The organism is Duganella sp. Leaf126, from assembly GCF_001423125.1.
Lineage (GTDB): Bacteria > Pseudomonadota > Gammaproteobacteria > Burkholderiales > Burkholderiaceae_D > Rugamonas.
This window is the reverse complement of sequence record NZ_LMNW01000003.1, coordinates 230493-245840: the sequence shown is the minus strand read 5'-3', so window position 1 is coordinate 245840 and position 15348 is coordinate 230493. Positions and strand designations below refer to the sequence as shown.

Here is a 15348-nt window from a genome sequence, read left to right as displayed (position 1 = left end):
TGTCATGACGTCAACGCCCGACGCCACCGTGCCGCACACGATCCTGGTCGCCACCAGTTCGGCCTACGACCACGCCGCGCTGGCCCGGGCGCTGGCGCGCCATGGCTACCTGGTGCGCGCCGTCAGCCGGGGCGACGAAGCGCTGGCGGTGGCGCGCAGCGGCGCGCTCACGCTGGCCGTCGTCGACGTGGCGCTGGCGGGCAGCGCCAGCCTGGAACTGTGCCAGCGGGTGCGCGCACTGTGCGAACCGGAGGTGCCGCTGTACCTGCTGTCCGCCGCGCCCCATCCGGAAGAACAGGCGCGCGCGCTCGCCATCGGCGCGGCCGAATACCTGCCGCTGGCGATGGACCCCGACGAGCTGGCCGGAAACATCCTGCTGCGCCTGGGGGCGATCCTGCCGGCGCCGAACCCGCGTGCGCTGCCCACCATGGCCACGCTGGAAGTCAATTACCACACCATGTTGTCCGGCGCGCCCGACACCATCCTGCTGATGCAGCGTGGCAGCAACCTGCTGCTGGACGTCAACCGCCGCGCGCGCCAGCAGTTCGGCCTGACCGAGGCGGAGCTGGTGCGCAGCGACTTGCCCTCGCTGTGCCCGCCGCGCCAGCCCGACGGCCGGCCGTCGGTGGACGTATTTGCCGAGCAGGTTGCTGCCGTGATGGGCGGCGCCACCGAGATGGTGGCGCTGACCATGCAGCACAGCAGCGGCCGCTTACTCGACTGCGAGCTGCGCATGGTGCCGATCAACACCGGCGAGCACCGGCTGATGCACGTGCAGGTGGTCGATGTGACCGCCCGCAACCGGGCGGCGGCATTGCGCGACGGCCAGAACAAGCTGCTCGAAATGATTGCCGGTTCGGCGCCGCTGGACCAGACGCTGGACCGGCTGACCGGGCTGATCGAAGCGCAATCGCAGGACGTCCTGTGCACCGTGATGCTGCTGGGCGCAGACGGACACACGGTGGCGGCCGCCAGCGGTGCCGCCATGCCGCGTGCCTATCTCGATGCGCTGGTCGGCCTGCCGATCGGCCCGGCGGCCGGCTCGTGCGGCACCGCCATGCACCGCGGCGCCACCGTGATCGTCACCGACATCGAGCACGACCCGCTGTGGGCGCCCTACCGCGCGGTCGCTGCGCAATACGGCCTGCGCGCCTGCTGGTCGATCCCGATCATGCAGGACAGCAGCACCGTGATCGGTTCGTTCGCCATGTACTACCGCAGCGTGCGCGCACCGGACGCGCAGGAACTGGCCCTGATCGGCACCGCCTCGCACCTGGCCGGCATCGCCATCACGCGCACCCGGCGCGACGGCGAGCTGCTGCGTCATCGCGAGCACCTGGAAGAACTGGTGACCGAGCGCACCCGGCAACTGCGCCAGGCGAAAGAGCAGGCCGAGCAAGTCAACGAAGAACTGACCACCGCGCTCGAACACCTGAGCATGACCCAGGACGAGCTGGTACGCCGCGACAAGCTGGCCGCCCTGGGCGCGCTGGTGGCCGGGGTGGCGCACGAACTGAACACGCCGATCGGCAACAGCCTGGTGATGGCCAGCACCATGAGCGAGCGCACGGTCGAACTCAGACGCGAGCTCGACAGCGGCCTGCGCCGCTCGGTCCTGGAAAGCTATCTCGACCAGGCTGCCAGCGCCGACCAGGTCGTGTTGCGCAACCTGAACCGGGCGGCCGCGCTGGTGGCCAGCTTCCGCCATATCGCCGTCGATGGCGCCAACTCGCCGCGCAGCCGCTTCGTGCTGGGCGAGCAGGTCGGCCAGCTGCTGCACGCCATGGAAGCCGACCTGCGCCGGCAGGGAGTGACGGTGGCGCACGCTATCGACCCGACCATCGAACTCGACAGTTACTCCGCCCCGCTGCTGCAGGCGCTGCAACACCTGGTGGACAATGCGGTCGTGCATGGCTTTGGCAGCGACCACCACGGCAATGCCGGCCTGTTGCGGGTGACGGCCCACGACAGCGGCACCGGCGATGGCGTGGTCGTGATCACGGTGGCCGACAACGGCGCCGGCATCCCGGGCGCCAATCTGCCGCGCATCTATGACCCGTTCTTCACCACGCGCATGGGCGCCGGCGGCTCGGGCCTGGGGCTGTACATCACCCACAACATCGTCACCGGCGTGCTGGGCGGCCATATCGACGTGGCCAGCAAGGTCGGTCACGGCACCCGGGTCACGCTGCGCCTGCCGAAAGCAGCGCCGCTTTGAGGGCGCGCCGATTTGCTGTAGTCTGGCGCCATGACCAGATACTTTTTACGTGGGGCAGCGGCCTCGGCACTGGCGCTGGCCTGCACGGCACTGCAGGCCGGGCCAGCCGACTACTGGCAATGGCAAAGCATCGTCGATCCCCAGGTGCTGACCTGCTCGCCCACGCCGCTGGGGCCGGGCTGGAAGAAGTTTCGCGGTCCGTTTCGCGACAGCCATTGCGAAAAACCCGCTATCATGACCAGGCCAGTGAAATAAATTAAAAGCAACACGGGGACCACCCCGGGGCAGCATCCCATCGACAACATGAGGAGACCCTATGTTCACCAATCCCGAGCAGTTCGCCAATGCCACCAAAGCCCTGTTTGAATTTCAGCTGGAAACCTTCAACACGCTGACCGCGCGCGCCGTGCAAGGCGTCGAGCAGGTCGTGGCGCTGAACATGGCCACCGCCAAATCGGCGATGGAAGACGGCCTGGCGTCGGGCAAGGAAATCGGCCAGGCTGCCGGTCCCAAGGCTGCCCTGGACCTGGCGGCCGCCAAGCTGCAGCCGGGCGTGGCGGGCGCTGCCGCCTACAACCAGCAACTGGGCGCCATCATCGCCGACATCCGCGAGGAATTCACGCGCGCGGCCGACGCCCACATGGCCGAAGCCAAGACCAACCTCAGTGCGCTGATCTACGACGTCACCAAGAACGTGCGCCCGGGCTCGGAAAACGCGGTGCAGATCGTCAAGTCCGCGATCGACAATGCTTTTGCCGGCTACGAACAGGTGACCAAGGCCACCCGCCAGGCCGTGCAGGCAGTCGAGGAGCAGATCGCCAAGGCCAATGCGCTGGTCGAGCAGAAAGCGGCCGAAGCCGCCCAATCCGCGCAATCCGCCCAATCCGCCGAAACCGCCAAGGCCAGCCAGGGCTGATCGACATTTCGCTGGGCAGCGGCAGCTGAACGCGATACACTGTACATAAATACAGCCATCGCTTTTCCCTGCCGTGCCCGCAATGACCCTCGTCTCCGCCCGATCCTTCGCCCACACTGACGCCCATACCGGCGCCCGCACTGGTGGCAACACCTACGCCAATCCGCTCGACAACCCCCTGTATTACCTGGAAAACTTCCACCGGGTCCTGGCGTGGATCGGCGAGCGCTACGACGATCTGCTGGCGCCCGACGAGCGCGATTTCCTGCAGCGTTTTCCCACCCTGCCGCAAGCGTCGCGGGCGCTGCTGGTGCGCATGGTCATGCGCAAGGGCACGATCTTTCGCGCCAGTAAGCTCAGCTACGTCGAAATCGGCGATACCCATGCGGCCGCCCTGCCCCTGGCCGCCGCTGGCCTGATCGACCACGATCCGCAGCTCGATCTCGACCAGCTGTTCGAGCTGCTGCAAAAACCTGAAATCAGCAAGATTTTCCAGCTCGGCGCCAACGTGCGCCACCTGCGCAAGGCCGACCAGCTGGCGGCGCTGCGCGAGCAGTTTTCAACACCGCAACCATATTCGCTGTGGTGGCCGGAATCGGGCGATCACGCCTACTGCAACCTGGTGCAGGACCTGTGCGACCGCCTGCGGCTGATCTTCTTCGGCAATTTCCACCAGGACTGGACCGAGTTCGTGCTGTCGGACCTCGGCATCTTCCAGTATGAAAAAGTGGACTTCCCGGCAGCGGCGCGCGGTTTTCGCACGCGGCGCGATATCGACGATTTCCTGGCCCTGCACCGCTGCCGCGAACGCTTCGAGCTCGGCGAAGACCCGGCCGCCATCATGGCCGACCTGCCTGCCTGCGCGGACGACAACGAATGGCTGCTGAGCCGTCGCCACAAGTTCACCTTCGCGATCGGCCAGCACCTGGAAAAACTGCGCGACTGGCCGGCCGCGCACGCGGTGTACGCAGCCTGCCCGTACCCGGGCGCCCGCGCGCGCGCGATCCGCGTGCTGGAAAAGGATGAGCAGCCGCGCGCCGCCTTCGACCTGCTGCAGCAGGCGATGGCCGCGCCCGAAACCGAGGCCGAACGCCAGCAGCTGCTGCGCATGGCGCCACGGCTGGCGCGCAAGCTGGGCCACGCCAAGCCGCCGCCGACACCGCCTGTCACCCCGCAGCGCATCGATCTGAGCCTGCCGCCGCCCAGCGAGCACCACTACGTGGAATTCGTCGTGCGCGACCACCTGGCGCGCGACGATGCGCCCGTGTACTACGTGGAAAACGCGCTGATCAATTCGCTGTTCGGCCTGCTGTGCTGGGACGCCGTGTTCTGCCCGGTGCCGGGCGCGTTTTTCCACCCGTACCACCGCGCCCCGGCCGACCTGCACAGCGCCGATTTCCAGCGCCGCCGCGCGGCCCAGTTTGCCGCCTGCTTCGCCCAGCTCGACAGCGGCGAGTACCGCGCCACCATCCGCGCCAACCACGGCGCCAAGCGCGGCATCGCCTCGCCATTCCTGCACTGGGGGGCGATCGGCGACGAGCTGCTCGAGCTGGCGCTCGACTGCATCCCGCCCGCGCACCTGCGCCGCGCTTTCGAACGCATCCTGCAGGACGTCAAGGCCAACCGCACCGGCTTCCCCGACCTGATCCAGTTCTGGCCGGCCGAGCGGCGCTACACGATGATCGAAGTGAAGGGGCCGGGCGACCGCCTGCAGGACAACCAGCTGCGCTGGATCGACTACTGCGCCACCCACGACATGCCGGTGACCGTGTGCTACCTGCAGTGGGCGGCCTGACATGGAAACCGCCGGCACCTATACCGTCGCCGTGCGCGCCCTGTGCGAGTTCACGGCCAAGGCGGGCGACCTCGATCTGCGCTTCACGCCGTCGCCCACGGCGCAGGAAGGCATCGCCGGCCACGCGGTGGTGGCCGGGCGCCGCGCCGACGGTTATGAAACCGAGATCGCGCTGGCGGGCGACTTCGGCCCGCTGCACGTGCGCGGGCGCGCCGATGGCTACGATCCGCGCACCAACCGTCTGGAAGAGGTCAAGACCTATCGCGGCGACCTGGCGCGCATGGCGGCCAACCAGCGCGCGCTGCACTGGGCCCAGGTAAAGATCTACGGCTACCTGTTCTGCAGCACGCGCGGGCTCGATACGGTCAAGCTGGCGCTCGTGTATTTCGACATCGCCAGCCAGCAGGAAACCCGTCTGCAGGAAGAGTACAGCGCCCAGGACCTGCAGGACTATTTTCAGCAGCAGTGCGGCCTGTTCCTCGACTGGGCGCGGCAGGAACTGGCGCACCGCGCCGCGCGCGACAGCGCGCTCAAGGCAATGCGCTTTCCGCACGCGGACTTCCGGCCCGGTCAGCGCCAGCTGGCCGAAGCGATGTACAAGGCCAGCAACCGCCGCGTGTGCCTGCTGGCGCAGGCGCCCACCGGCATCGGCAAGACCGTCGGCAGCCTGTTCCCGATGTTGAAAGGCGCCGCCGCGCACGGCGTGGACAAGGTGTTCTTCCTGGCCGCCAAGACCTCGGGCCGGCAAATGGCGCTCGATGCGGTCGATGTGATCCGCCACGGCGCGCCGCTGCTGCCGCTGCGCACGCTGGAACTGGCCTCGAAAACCACGGCCTGCGTCAACCCGGACCTGGCCTGCCATGGCGACTCGTGCCCGCTGGCCAGGGGCTTTTACGACCGCCTGCCGGCAGCGCGGCAGTCGGCGCTGGACCTGACGGCGCCGCCGGCCGACGGTGCTGCGTTCCTGTCGCTCGACCGCGCCACCCTGCGCGCGGTGGCGCTGGCCCACGAGGTCTGCCCCTACTACCTGGGCACGGAGCTGGCGCGGTGGTGCGACGTGGTAATCGGCGACTACAACTATTATTTCGACCTCAGCGCCATGCTGCACAGCCTCACCGTGCTCAACGACTGGAAGGTCAGCGTGCTGGTGGACGAGGCCCACAACATGGTGTCGCGCGCGCGCAAGATGTATTCGGCTGAACTCGACCACGCCAGCCTGCGCCTGCTGCGCAAGACCGCCCCGCCGGAACTGAAAAAGCCGCTCGACCGCGTGCACAAGCTGTGGAACCAGCTCGAAAAGGACCAGGACACCGACTACCGGTCCTACGCCACGCTGCCGGAAAAATTCATGATCGCGCTGCAGACCACGGCGGCTGCCATCGCCGACTACCAGGCCGAGCATCCGACCCGGCACGACCCGGACCTGCAGGACTTCTATTTCGGCGCGCTGCTGTTCGGCCGCCTGGGCGAGTCGTTCGGCGAGCATGCGCTGTTCGACGTCGAAAAACGCGACGGCGCGCGCGCCAGTCTGACCGATTCGCTGCTCTGCATCCGCAACATCGTGCCGGCGCCGTATCTGAAGCCGCGCCTGGCCAGCACCCACACCACGGCGCTGTTCTCGGCCACGCTCAGTCCCTGGCATTATTTCGGCGACATGCTGGGCATGCCCGACACCACCGCCTGGGTGGACGTGGAGTCGCCGTTCGTGGCCGAGCAGTTGTCGGTGCAGGTGGCCGCCCACATCTCGACACGCTACCAGCACCGGCAGCAGTCGCTGCAACCGATCGCCGCGCTGATGGGCGCACAATACCTGCGCCAGCCCGGCAACTATCTGGCCTTCTTCAGCAGCTTCGATTACATGGAAAAGGCGGCGGACGCCTTCGCCGCGCTGCACCCGGACGTGCCCACCTGGCGCCAGGCGCGCCGCATGGACGACGCGGCGCGCGCCCACTTCCTGGCGCGCTACACGCCGGAGAGCCGCGGCATCGGCTTCGCCGTGCTCGGCGGCTCGTTCGGCGAAGGCGTGGACTTGCCGGGTGCGCGCCTGATCGGCGCGTTTGTCGCCACGCTGGGCCTGCCGCAGATCAATCCCGTCAACGAGCAGATCCGCCAGCGCATGGACGCCATCTTCGGCGCCGGCTACGACTACACCTACACCTATCCCGGCATGCAGAAAGTGGTGCAGGCGGCCGGCCGCGTGATCCGCACCCAGTCCGACCGCGGCACGGTGTTCCTGATCGACGACCGCTTCGGCCGTCCCGAGATCCAGGCGCTGATGCCGGCCTGGTGGTGCATCGACACGGCCACCGTTCCCGCCTGACGGCGCACGTCGTGACTGCGCAGGCAAGGCCGCTGGCGCCAGTGGATGCCGCCGCTTAGCGCGCTGCGCCAGGCGCTGCCGGCGCCAGCGCCGCGCGCACTTTCTGGTAACCGCTGCGGCTGACCGGCAGCCGGCTGCCATCCTTGAGGATGGCCACGTGGCTGTCGCGCGTGGCCTGCTCGATGCGGTCGATGCGGGCCAGGTTGACGATGCACGAGCGGTGGATGCGCAGGAAGTGCGCGCCGTCGAGCTGCCCTTCGAGTTCGGCCAGTGGCTGGCTTTTCAGGTAGTCGCGGCCGTCGGCGCGTATCCGCACGTAGTCGTCGTGCGCTTCGATGTAGTCGATCCGCTCGCACGCCACGATATGCACCCTGGCGCCTTCGCGGATCAGCACCCGGTCCAGCGGCAGCTTGCGGCGGGCGGCGTCGCGCACCAGGCGAGCGGTGGCGGCGTCGCCGGCAGCCCTGCTGCCACCGACGATGCCGGCGCCACTGGCGCGGGCGTGGGCCAGCGCCTGGTCCAGCCGCTGCTGGCTGAACGGCTTGAGCAGGTAGTCGAGCGCGTGGTATTCGAAGGCCCTGATCGCATACTGGTCGAAGGCGGTGGTGAAAATATAGCGGGGCTGGTTGCCGGCCAGTTCGGCCACTTCGAAGCCGTCGAGCCTGGGCATCTGGATATCGAGCAGCACCAGGTCGGGCGCCAGCTCGGTGATGGCCTGCACTGCCTCGTGGCCGTTCGCGCATTCGCCGACGATCTCGATATCGGCGTGTGCACCGAGGTATTCGCGCACCACGGCGCGCGCCAGCATTTCATCGTCGACGATCAGCACCCGCATCATTGGTCCCCGTCCACTGTGGTCTGCGCCGGCATGGCGATGTCCACGTTGAAGTTGTTGTCCTGCCGGCCCCACCGGATACTGGCCTCGTGCTTGTAGGCGCCGCTCAGGCGCTGGCGCACATTGGCCAGGCCGATGCCGGTGCCGCCACGGGAAATCCCGTCATCGATTGGGTTGTCGACCCGGATGTGCAGCAGCGATCCGGCCCGTTGCGCGGCGATGCGGACCACGCCGCCCTCGGGCAGCTTGCAGATGCCATGCTTGACGGCGTTCTCCACCAGCGGCTGGATCAGCATGGGCGGCACCAGGCAGGCGCCGGCTGCAGCGTCCACCGCGCACTCGACCCGCAGCCGGTCGCCGAAGCGCACCTGCTCGACGGCGAGGAAATGGCGGATCAGCGCCAGCTCCTCGTCCAGCGTCACCATGGTGTGCGGTTCCATGCCGAGACTGCGGCGAAAGAAGCTGGCCAGTTCCAGCGTCATGCGGCGCGCCGCGCCGGCGTCGCTCGAGGTCAGTGCGCTGATCGAATTAAGGCTGTTGAACAGGAAGTGCGGATCGATCTGGGTGCGCAGCATGCGCAGCTCGGCCTCCTGCGCCATCAGCATCGATTCGAGCTCGCGCCGCTCGGCGCTGCGGGCGCGCACGAACTCGATCACCAGGTAGTGCACGGCCGCCGCGAAGCCGTACAGCAGGAGGCCCAGGCCGACGATCAGCGCCGACAGTTGCGGCGTGAGCACGATGCCGGCCCAGTCCAGGTTCGGCAGCGCGGTCAGCGCATTCCACACGTGCCCCACCAGCAGCCACAGGCCGCCGGAGACGATTGCCGCCACCGTCAGCACCGTCGCGATGGCGCTGGCCGGGCGCGCACCGAGCGGATAGGCGCGGCACAGATAGTAGGCCGAGTAGCCGGCCACGAATGCGTACGTCAGGTTCATCGGGATGGCGAACAGCATGGCGTTGGGCAGCGGCGCGGCGCCAGCGAGCGCGATCACGGCGCCGAGCGCCACGCCGAACAGCAACCACACCACCATGTAGATGGTGGCGCCGCGCCGGCTGGAAAACGCCTCGGTCATGCCCGGCCGGCGGCGTCAGTTGCGCACTTCGAGCCCGCCCAGGATGGCGTAGCCGCGCACGATCAGGCGCTTGCCGCTGCCGTGGGGCTGCGCGGTCTTTTCCTCGAAACCGCCGATGATGGCCGTGCCATCCATGACCACCGCCCAGTCCACCGGCACCTTGATCGTGATGCCGCCCACCAGCGAGAATACATTGAGCACGGCATCGCCGTTGATCGATGCCTGGCGCAGGTCGAGATCGGCGCTGCCGAGAATGGCGGTCACTTCACCGCCGCGAAAATCCTGCGTCGCCACGCGCCGGTTGGACGTGCCGAGTACCGAGACGAAATTGAGGACGGTGTCGTCGCCAGCAGCGCGGGGCGCCTGCTGGCCGGCGTTGTCGGGGAAGACGAAGGCGCCCTTGTCGTCGTCGCCGCCGCGCTTGCCGACCTGGTGGATGCTGCCGACGTTGTCGTACATGCTGGCCCGGTAGACGATGCCGATGCCGGCAATGATCAGCACCACCGGCCAGATGTCGCGCCAGTCGAAATCGAGAAAACCGATGCCGCGCAAGATCCCGACCGCCCCCACGCAGACCAGCACCACGCCGATCACGTTGCCGGAGTTGGAGCGCGCCTGCGTCAGTTTCAGCACGCCGACCACGAGCAGGATGCCCGGCACCAGCATGCGGCGCAGGTCGAGATGGATCCAGCCGAGGTTATCGATCAGGAACAGCAGCCCGATCACGACCACCAGCAGACCGAGCACCATTTGCCCGCGGGGATTGGTTCTGGCGAGACGGCTCATTTCTGCTCCTTGTTGGCGTAATAGATATTTTCCAGCAGGGGCCGCAACAGCAGACCCACGCCGCAGGCGACGATCAGCGCCGGCCAGGTATCGCCGAAGCCCCATCCCCAGATGCGGTTGAACGACACATACCACCAGCCGGCGAAAAAGATGCTCCACAGGCCGCTGAGCAGGTAGGCGGGCGTGGTGGGCGGGATGATTTGCGTGAGGCCGCTGATCACCAGCAGCCAGGGCCAGTAGCGCCATAGCTCGCCTATGCGCAAGTCGAGGTCGATCATGTGCGCACGCTCGAGCAGTACGATGACGCCCACCGCGATCAAGGCAAGGCCCCAGACCAGCTGCTGGCGCCAGCGATAAACAGTTTCCACACTCATGACCGACTCCCCGTGATGACATGACCGTCACGATACCGGGGAAACGGCGCCAGGCAAAGCCCGGATCGGCGAACGGCGGAAATGGCACGGCGAACGGCAAAAAAAAACCCACGCCGCCGGTGGCGGGTGGGTGGTCCAGAGCGGCCGCCGGTCAGCGGCGGCGCGGGGATGCGGCCTTGGCAGGCACCAGCACAGGCTCGAACAACATCAATCCCCAGCCCAGCTGACGACGAATTTCCTCGGGCGACGGCGGCGGCAGCATTTCCCGCTTGCGACGTGCGAGCCAGGCCCGAACCAGGTGCTTCGATGGATGCATACTGAGCGACATACCGAGTCTCCCAAAAAATAAGCAACGAAAGCGCAAAGAAGGATAAAAAACAGCCAAGAAAAACGCACGCCTCGGGGGCATCGGCCGACCGCAGCGAGCGGCCCGCTGCCGTCTCGAGTAGCGGAAGCGTACTCAAGTACGCTGAGCAACGCAGGGGCGGCAGCGGGTCGCGCAGCCGGTCGGCCGAGCCCCTACCAATTGTTGGTGCCGGTACTTGAGGCTACCGGCTTACCTGCTGCCGAGCGACACTTGCAAGAATGCGCTCCAGGCACGCGCAGCCACTATAGCGCAGCGTGGCCGGGTTCTCTGTTCGCAGTCTCACACTATCCGCTTACAGCCGTTGCTGCAGAAAATCGAGGAAGCAGCCGATGCGCCGCGCCAGCTGCGTGTTGCGGTAATAGACCGCGTGGATCTGCTGGCGGTCGCCGGTGTAGCTGTGTTCAAGCACCTTGACGAGGCGGCCGGCGCCGATGTCGGCGCGCGTCATGTAGTCGGCCAGGCACACGATGCCCTGCCCTGCCAGCGCCAGCTGGCGCAAGGTCTCGCCGCTGGAAGCGGTCAGCGACGGTGCGATGGCCAGGCTGTTGCCGCCCGCATGTTGCAGCGGCCAGTTGTTACCTTGGTCGTACTGGGCAAAGCCGAGCAGTGCATGGCCGCCCAAGTCCAGCGGCGTGCGCGGCGTGCCGTGACGGGCCAGGTAGTCGGGGCTGGCCAGCACGTACAGGGGACTGGCCGACAGCGTCCGCGCATGCAGGGTCGAATCGGTCAGCGCGCCGATGCGGATGGCGATATCGGTGCGGTGCTCGACCAGGTCGGTGATCTGGTCGTTGCTGCTCAATTCGAGCCGGATCGCCGGGTACAGGGCGCGAAACTGCGCCACGTGCGGCACGATGCAATGGAGCATGAACGGCGAGGCGGCGTCCACGCACAGGCGCCCGGTCGGCTGCTGGCGGCGGATGCGGATGGTCTCCTCGGCTTCTTCCATCGCGCCCAGGATGGCGCGCGCGCGTTCGAGGAACAGCTGCCCTTCCTCGGTCAGTTCCATGCGCCGCGTGGTGCGGGTGATCAGCGAGGTGGCCAGCTTGTCTTCGAGCCGCGACAAGGCGCGGCTGACGCCCGACGTGGTCTGGCCCAGGTGGACCGAGGCGGCGCTCAGGGAGCCGCTGTCGATCACGGTGGTAAAGGTTTTCAGATCGTCCGAATTAATATCCACTTGCTTCAACCCTGCCTGCTCTGCGTTAGCAATCCTTCATGCGACGTACAACAACACGGCGGCGAAGTGACAGGCGCTGCCACCGAGTACGAACAAGTGCCAGACGCCGTGGCCGTACCGCCATTTGTGGTCGGTGACAAAGAAGCCGATGCCCACCGTGTACACCACGCCGCCGGCGGCAATCCACAGGAAACCGTCGCGGCCCAGGGCCGCGATCAGCGGACTGGCACCGATCACGCCGACCCAGCCCATCGCCACGTAAATCACCAGCGACAGGATGCGTTTGCCTTTGGCATACAGCAACTCCTGCGCGATGCCAACCAGCGCCAGCCCCCATACCACGCCGAACAGCGACCAGCCCCATGGTCCGCGCAGGCTGACCAGCGTAAACGGCGTGTAGGTGCCGGCGATCAGCAGGTAGATGGCGCAGTAATCCATCTGCCGCAGCACGTCCTTGGCCCGGCCGCGCAAGCTGTGATACAGCGTCGAGACCAGATACAAGCCGAACAGGGTGGCGGCAAAGATGCTGAAGCTGACCACCTTCCAGGGATCACCGCTGCGCGCGCCCAGTACGATCAGGACAATGCCGCCAGCGGCCGCCAGTGCCGCGCCGACTGTGTGGGTGATGCTGTTGAAGCGCTCTCCGTAATACATAAGGCCCCAGTGCAATGAATGCAGCCCGGCACCGGATGGCCTTGCCACAGCGGGCCATTGTAAGCGCATCGCCGGCAGCGTGCCCGGCGCACAACTTGGCAAAAACTTAATGATGGCAATGGTAGCACATAAAGAATTTATTCAAAGCAATGTTACATCCATCAAAATTAGTGATTGACGAAAATGCGACAAGTGTCGCACAATCACTCAACTCGTCGCATTACAGGAAGCGTCATGCCCAATCCCATTCCGTCAGTCAGCGAACTGACCCTGCTCAAGACGCTGTGGAAGCAGCAACCGCTGAGCGCCCGCGAAGTCCACGATGCCGCTGCCGACGAACTGGCATGGTCGTTCTCGTCCACCCGCAAGACGCTGGACCGCATGCTCGACAAGCAGTTCATCGCGCTGGAGGTCGTGCACGGCGTCAATGTGTACCGCCCCCGCCTCGACAAGGTGGAGACGCTGGCAGCGTTCGCCCGTGACTTTGGCCGGCGCGTGATGGAGCTGGAGGCGCCGCTGCCGATGGCGATGTTCACCGGCAGCAAGCTGGTGGACCAGCAGGAGCTGACCCGCCTCGAGCAGATGCTCAACGCGTGGCCCGACGACGACACGGAGCAGCCATGAACGCGCTGTCGCTGCCATCAGCATGGCCGCTGCTGCCGCCGATGCCGCACCTGCTGCTGTGGCAATGGCTGCTGGCCTGCATGACTTGCGTGCTGGCGGGATGGCTGCTGCACACCGTGCTGCAGCTGGCTGCGCGCACCTGGCCGGCGCTGCAAGGCCAGCGCCTGGTGTGGCTGGCAGCGCAGGGCGCGCTGGCAGGCGTAGCGTTGCTGCCGCTGGCGCCTGGCCTGCCGGGTCTCGGGATCACGGGAGTGACGCCACCCCTCACGCTCACGCTCCCGGCGCCGCAGCCCTGGCCTGTCGCTGCACCTGCCGTCACCCCTGACCGCAAGCCAGCCTTTGTCGATACGCCTGGGAGCCGCGACGCTGGTGCTGGTGCTGGTGCTGGTGCTGGTGCTGGTGCTGGTGCTGGTGTGGCTGCTGGTGGCGGCGCGGATGGAGACGCCGGTCCCGGCGAGATTGCCTGGTCTGGAACCGGCTTCCGCGCCGCTGGAGCTGATACTACTGGCGCCACCAGCCACGTCGATGCTGGTACGGCAAACATCGCCACCGTCGCCCCGCTGGCTGCTGCCACACAGGTCTCTGCTGCAAAGGCCTGGCTGGCCTGGGTGCCGCTGGCCTGGGCCATGATCTACTTTGCAGGTCTCGCTATTGCGCTGTCCCGGCTGCGGCGCGCCTGGCAGCTGTGGCGCGCGGTGCTGGACGGCGCGCAGCAGCTGGACCGGCGCGCGCTCGGCGCGCACGGCGGCTTCGATGCGCACCAGTTGTCCGCGATCGCCCGGCACCGGCTAGTGGTGATGGAAACCGACGCGGCGGTATCACCGATGCTGGTCGGCGTCTGGCGGCCGGTGCTGCTGCTGCCACGCCACTTGCGCGGCTTCCCCGTGATCGAGCAACAACTGGTCATCGCCCACGAATTGCAGCACTGGCGCGCCCGCGACCCATGGGTGCTGGGCCTGTCCGCGCTGGTGCAGACGCTGTTGTGGTTCAATCCCGCACCGCGCCGGCTCGGTGCGCGCCTGGCCTGGGCGGTAGAACTGGCGTGCGACCGCCGCGTGCTGGCCGGCCGTCCTGCCCGGCAGCGCAAGCAGTATGCCGGCGCGCTGCTGGCCCAATGGCGGGCGCAGCTGATCGCACCGCCAGCGACCGCCCTCGCCTTTGGCACCGCCGACGCCCATACCGCCAGCGCGCGCATCGCCCACCTGCGCCACGCCGATGCTGCCCGGCTGCCGGCCGCCGGCGCCTGGGCGGTGACGGCGTTGCTGATCGTCGCACTGACCGGGACCACGCTGCTGCGACCGGCACTGGCGGTCGAGGCAGCGGCCGTGTCGTCTGGCGAAGAAGCCGATGAAGTGATCGGCGAGGCCACCGCGGGACTGACTGGCACAGCATCCGATGGCCGGGCTGCCAACTTAGCTGGCGCAACGGCCGGCGGCGCAGTCGACGAGGCGGCTGCGCGATCCGGCGTGGCGATCGATGGCATGGCTGCGAGCCTAGCTGGAACAACAGCCGGTGGCGCGGCCGACGAAGCGACTGTGGGATTCGCCGGCGCAGCGGCCGCTAAGGCGACCGCAGGAATTAACGGCGCAACGGCCGCTGGAGCGGCTGTGGGTTCAACCCACGCAACAGCCATCGCGTCGGGGACATCGACCAATGCTGCCACGGCGCCGCGCCAGGTGGGCGACGTGTCCGCCATCGCATGGCGCCATCCGCTCGACAAGATGCGCGTCTCCGGCTTTTTCGGGGTGATGCGCAGCGTCTCGCCGCGTCCGAGCATAGGCCTGGACCTGCCGGCGCCGGTCGGCACGCCGGTGCGGGCGGCAGCTGCCGGGACCGTGCTGGCAGCCGGTCCGCGCACGGAAAACAATGGCCGTTACGGCACCGCCGTGATGGTGGTCAGCCGTGGAGCGCACGATGGCCCGGAACGTGCCGCCACCGAAGCGCTGTACGCCCACCTCGCCACCACGACGGTGCGGCCCGGAGACCAGGTGGTGGCCGGCCAGGTGATCGGCACGGTCGGCGTGACCGGCTTTAGCACCGGACCGCACCTGCACTTCCAGTTGCGCCGGCACGGCCAGGCTTTCGATCCGGCCAGCGTGCTCCCAGGCCTCGACCGCTACGCCACGCGGCATGCACTGACCGTGCGGCGGCAGCAGCTGGGCTACTGATCCCGCTTCAGATTGACTGCAATCGGCCACCGTCAGCGGTGGCC

At 67.5% G+C, this 15348-nt stretch carries 14 protein-coding genes; 7 read left to right on the top strand and 7 right to left on the bottom strand.

The features are described 5' to 3' along the window. The first annotated feature begins 4 nt into the window (after positions 1-4). From ASF61_RS05370 to ASF61_RS05355, 5 genes are all read left to right on the top strand, one after another. Positions 5-2218 (top strand): ATP-binding protein, encoded by a 2214-nt coding sequence (locus ASF61_RS05370; protein WP_056152070.1) that lies wholly within the window; start codon positions 5-7, stop codon positions 2216-2218. 30 nt (positions 2219-2248) lie between these two features. Continuing rightward, a complete protein-coding gene (locus tag ASF61_RS22585) occupies positions 2249-2473 on the top strand; it encodes a hypothetical protein (RefSeq protein ID WP_082491219.1) in 225 nt (74 codons plus the stop codon). A gap of 61 nt (positions 2474-2534) precedes the next feature. Next, on the top strand, positions 2535-3134 hold the full coding sequence (locus ASF61_RS05365; RefSeq protein ID WP_056152068.1) for a phasin family protein: 600 nt from the start codon (positions 2535-2537) through the stop codon (positions 3132-3134). An 82-nt stretch (positions 3135-3216) separates the two neighbouring features. After that, positions 3217-4929, top strand: a complete 1713-nt coding sequence (locus ASF61_RS05360) for a VRR-NUC domain-containing protein (protein ID WP_229205722.1) — start codon at positions 3217-3219, stop codon at positions 4927-4929. 1 nt (position 4930) lies between these two features. Next, positions 4931-7249, top strand: a complete 2319-nt coding sequence (locus tag ASF61_RS05355) for an ATP-dependent DNA helicase (protein ID WP_056152065.1) — start codon at positions 4931-4933, stop codon at positions 7247-7249. A gap of 55 nt (positions 7250-7304) precedes the next feature. On the opposite strand, the gene ASF61_RS05350 is transcribed toward ASF61_RS05355, so the two are convergent. From ASF61_RS05350 to ASF61_RS05325, 7 genes are all read right to left on the bottom strand, one after another. Then, on the bottom strand, positions 7305-8084 hold the full coding sequence (locus tag ASF61_RS05350) for a LytTR family DNA-binding domain-containing protein (protein WP_056152249.1): 780 nt from the start codon (positions 8082-8084) through the stop codon (positions 7305-7307). After that, on the bottom strand, positions 8084-9157 hold the full coding sequence (locus ASF61_RS05345) for a sensor histidine kinase (protein WP_056152062.1): 1074 nt from the start codon (positions 9155-9157) through the stop codon (positions 8084-8086). Before ASF61_RS05345 ends, ASF61_RS05350 begins: the two co-directional genes overlap by 1 nt. A gap of 15 nt (positions 9158-9172) precedes the next feature. Further along, a complete protein-coding gene (locus ASF61_RS05340) occupies positions 9173-9943 on the bottom strand; it encodes a LiaI-LiaF-like domain-containing protein (RefSeq protein WP_056152060.1) in 771 nt (256 codons plus the stop codon). Next, a complete protein-coding gene (locus ASF61_RS05335; protein ID WP_056152057.1) occupies positions 9940-10317 on the bottom strand; it encodes a LiaI-LiaF-like domain-containing protein in 378 nt (125 codons plus the stop codon). Before ASF61_RS05335 ends, ASF61_RS05340 begins: the two co-directional genes overlap by 4 nt. 151 nt (positions 10318-10468) lie before the next feature. After that, positions 10469-10645: a hypothetical protein gene (locus tag ASF61_RS23695; RefSeq protein WP_200919803.1), complete on the bottom strand. Its 177-nt coding sequence runs from the start codon at positions 10643-10645 to the stop codon at positions 10469-10471. Between the two features lie 331 nt (positions 10646-10976). Next, on the bottom strand, positions 10977-11858 hold the full coding sequence (locus tag ASF61_RS05330) for a LysR substrate-binding domain-containing protein (RefSeq protein ID WP_056152246.1): 882 nt from the start codon (positions 11856-11858) through the stop codon (positions 10977-10979). Positions 11859-11894: 36 nt separating this feature from the next. After that, positions 11895-12512: a hemolysin III family protein gene (locus tag ASF61_RS05325; protein WP_056152054.1), complete on the bottom strand. Its 618-nt coding sequence runs from the start codon at positions 12510-12512 to the stop codon at positions 11895-11897. A 234-nt stretch (positions 12513-12746) separates the two neighbouring features. Here ASF61_RS05325 and ASF61_RS05320 point away from each other — a divergent pair, with 234 nt between their 5' ends. Both ASF61_RS05320 and ASF61_RS05315 read left to right on the top strand, forming a co-directional pair. After that, positions 12747-13136: a BlaI/MecI/CopY family transcriptional regulator gene (locus tag ASF61_RS05320; RefSeq protein ID WP_200919802.1), complete on the top strand. Its 390-nt coding sequence runs from the start codon at positions 12747-12749 to the stop codon at positions 13134-13136. Next, positions 13133-15304, top strand: a complete 2172-nt coding sequence (locus tag ASF61_RS05315) for a M23/M56 family metallopeptidase (protein WP_056152050.1) — start codon at positions 13133-13135, stop codon at positions 15302-15304. Before ASF61_RS05320 ends, ASF61_RS05315 begins: the two co-directional genes overlap by 4 nt. Positions 15305-15348: the final 44 nt, after the last annotated feature.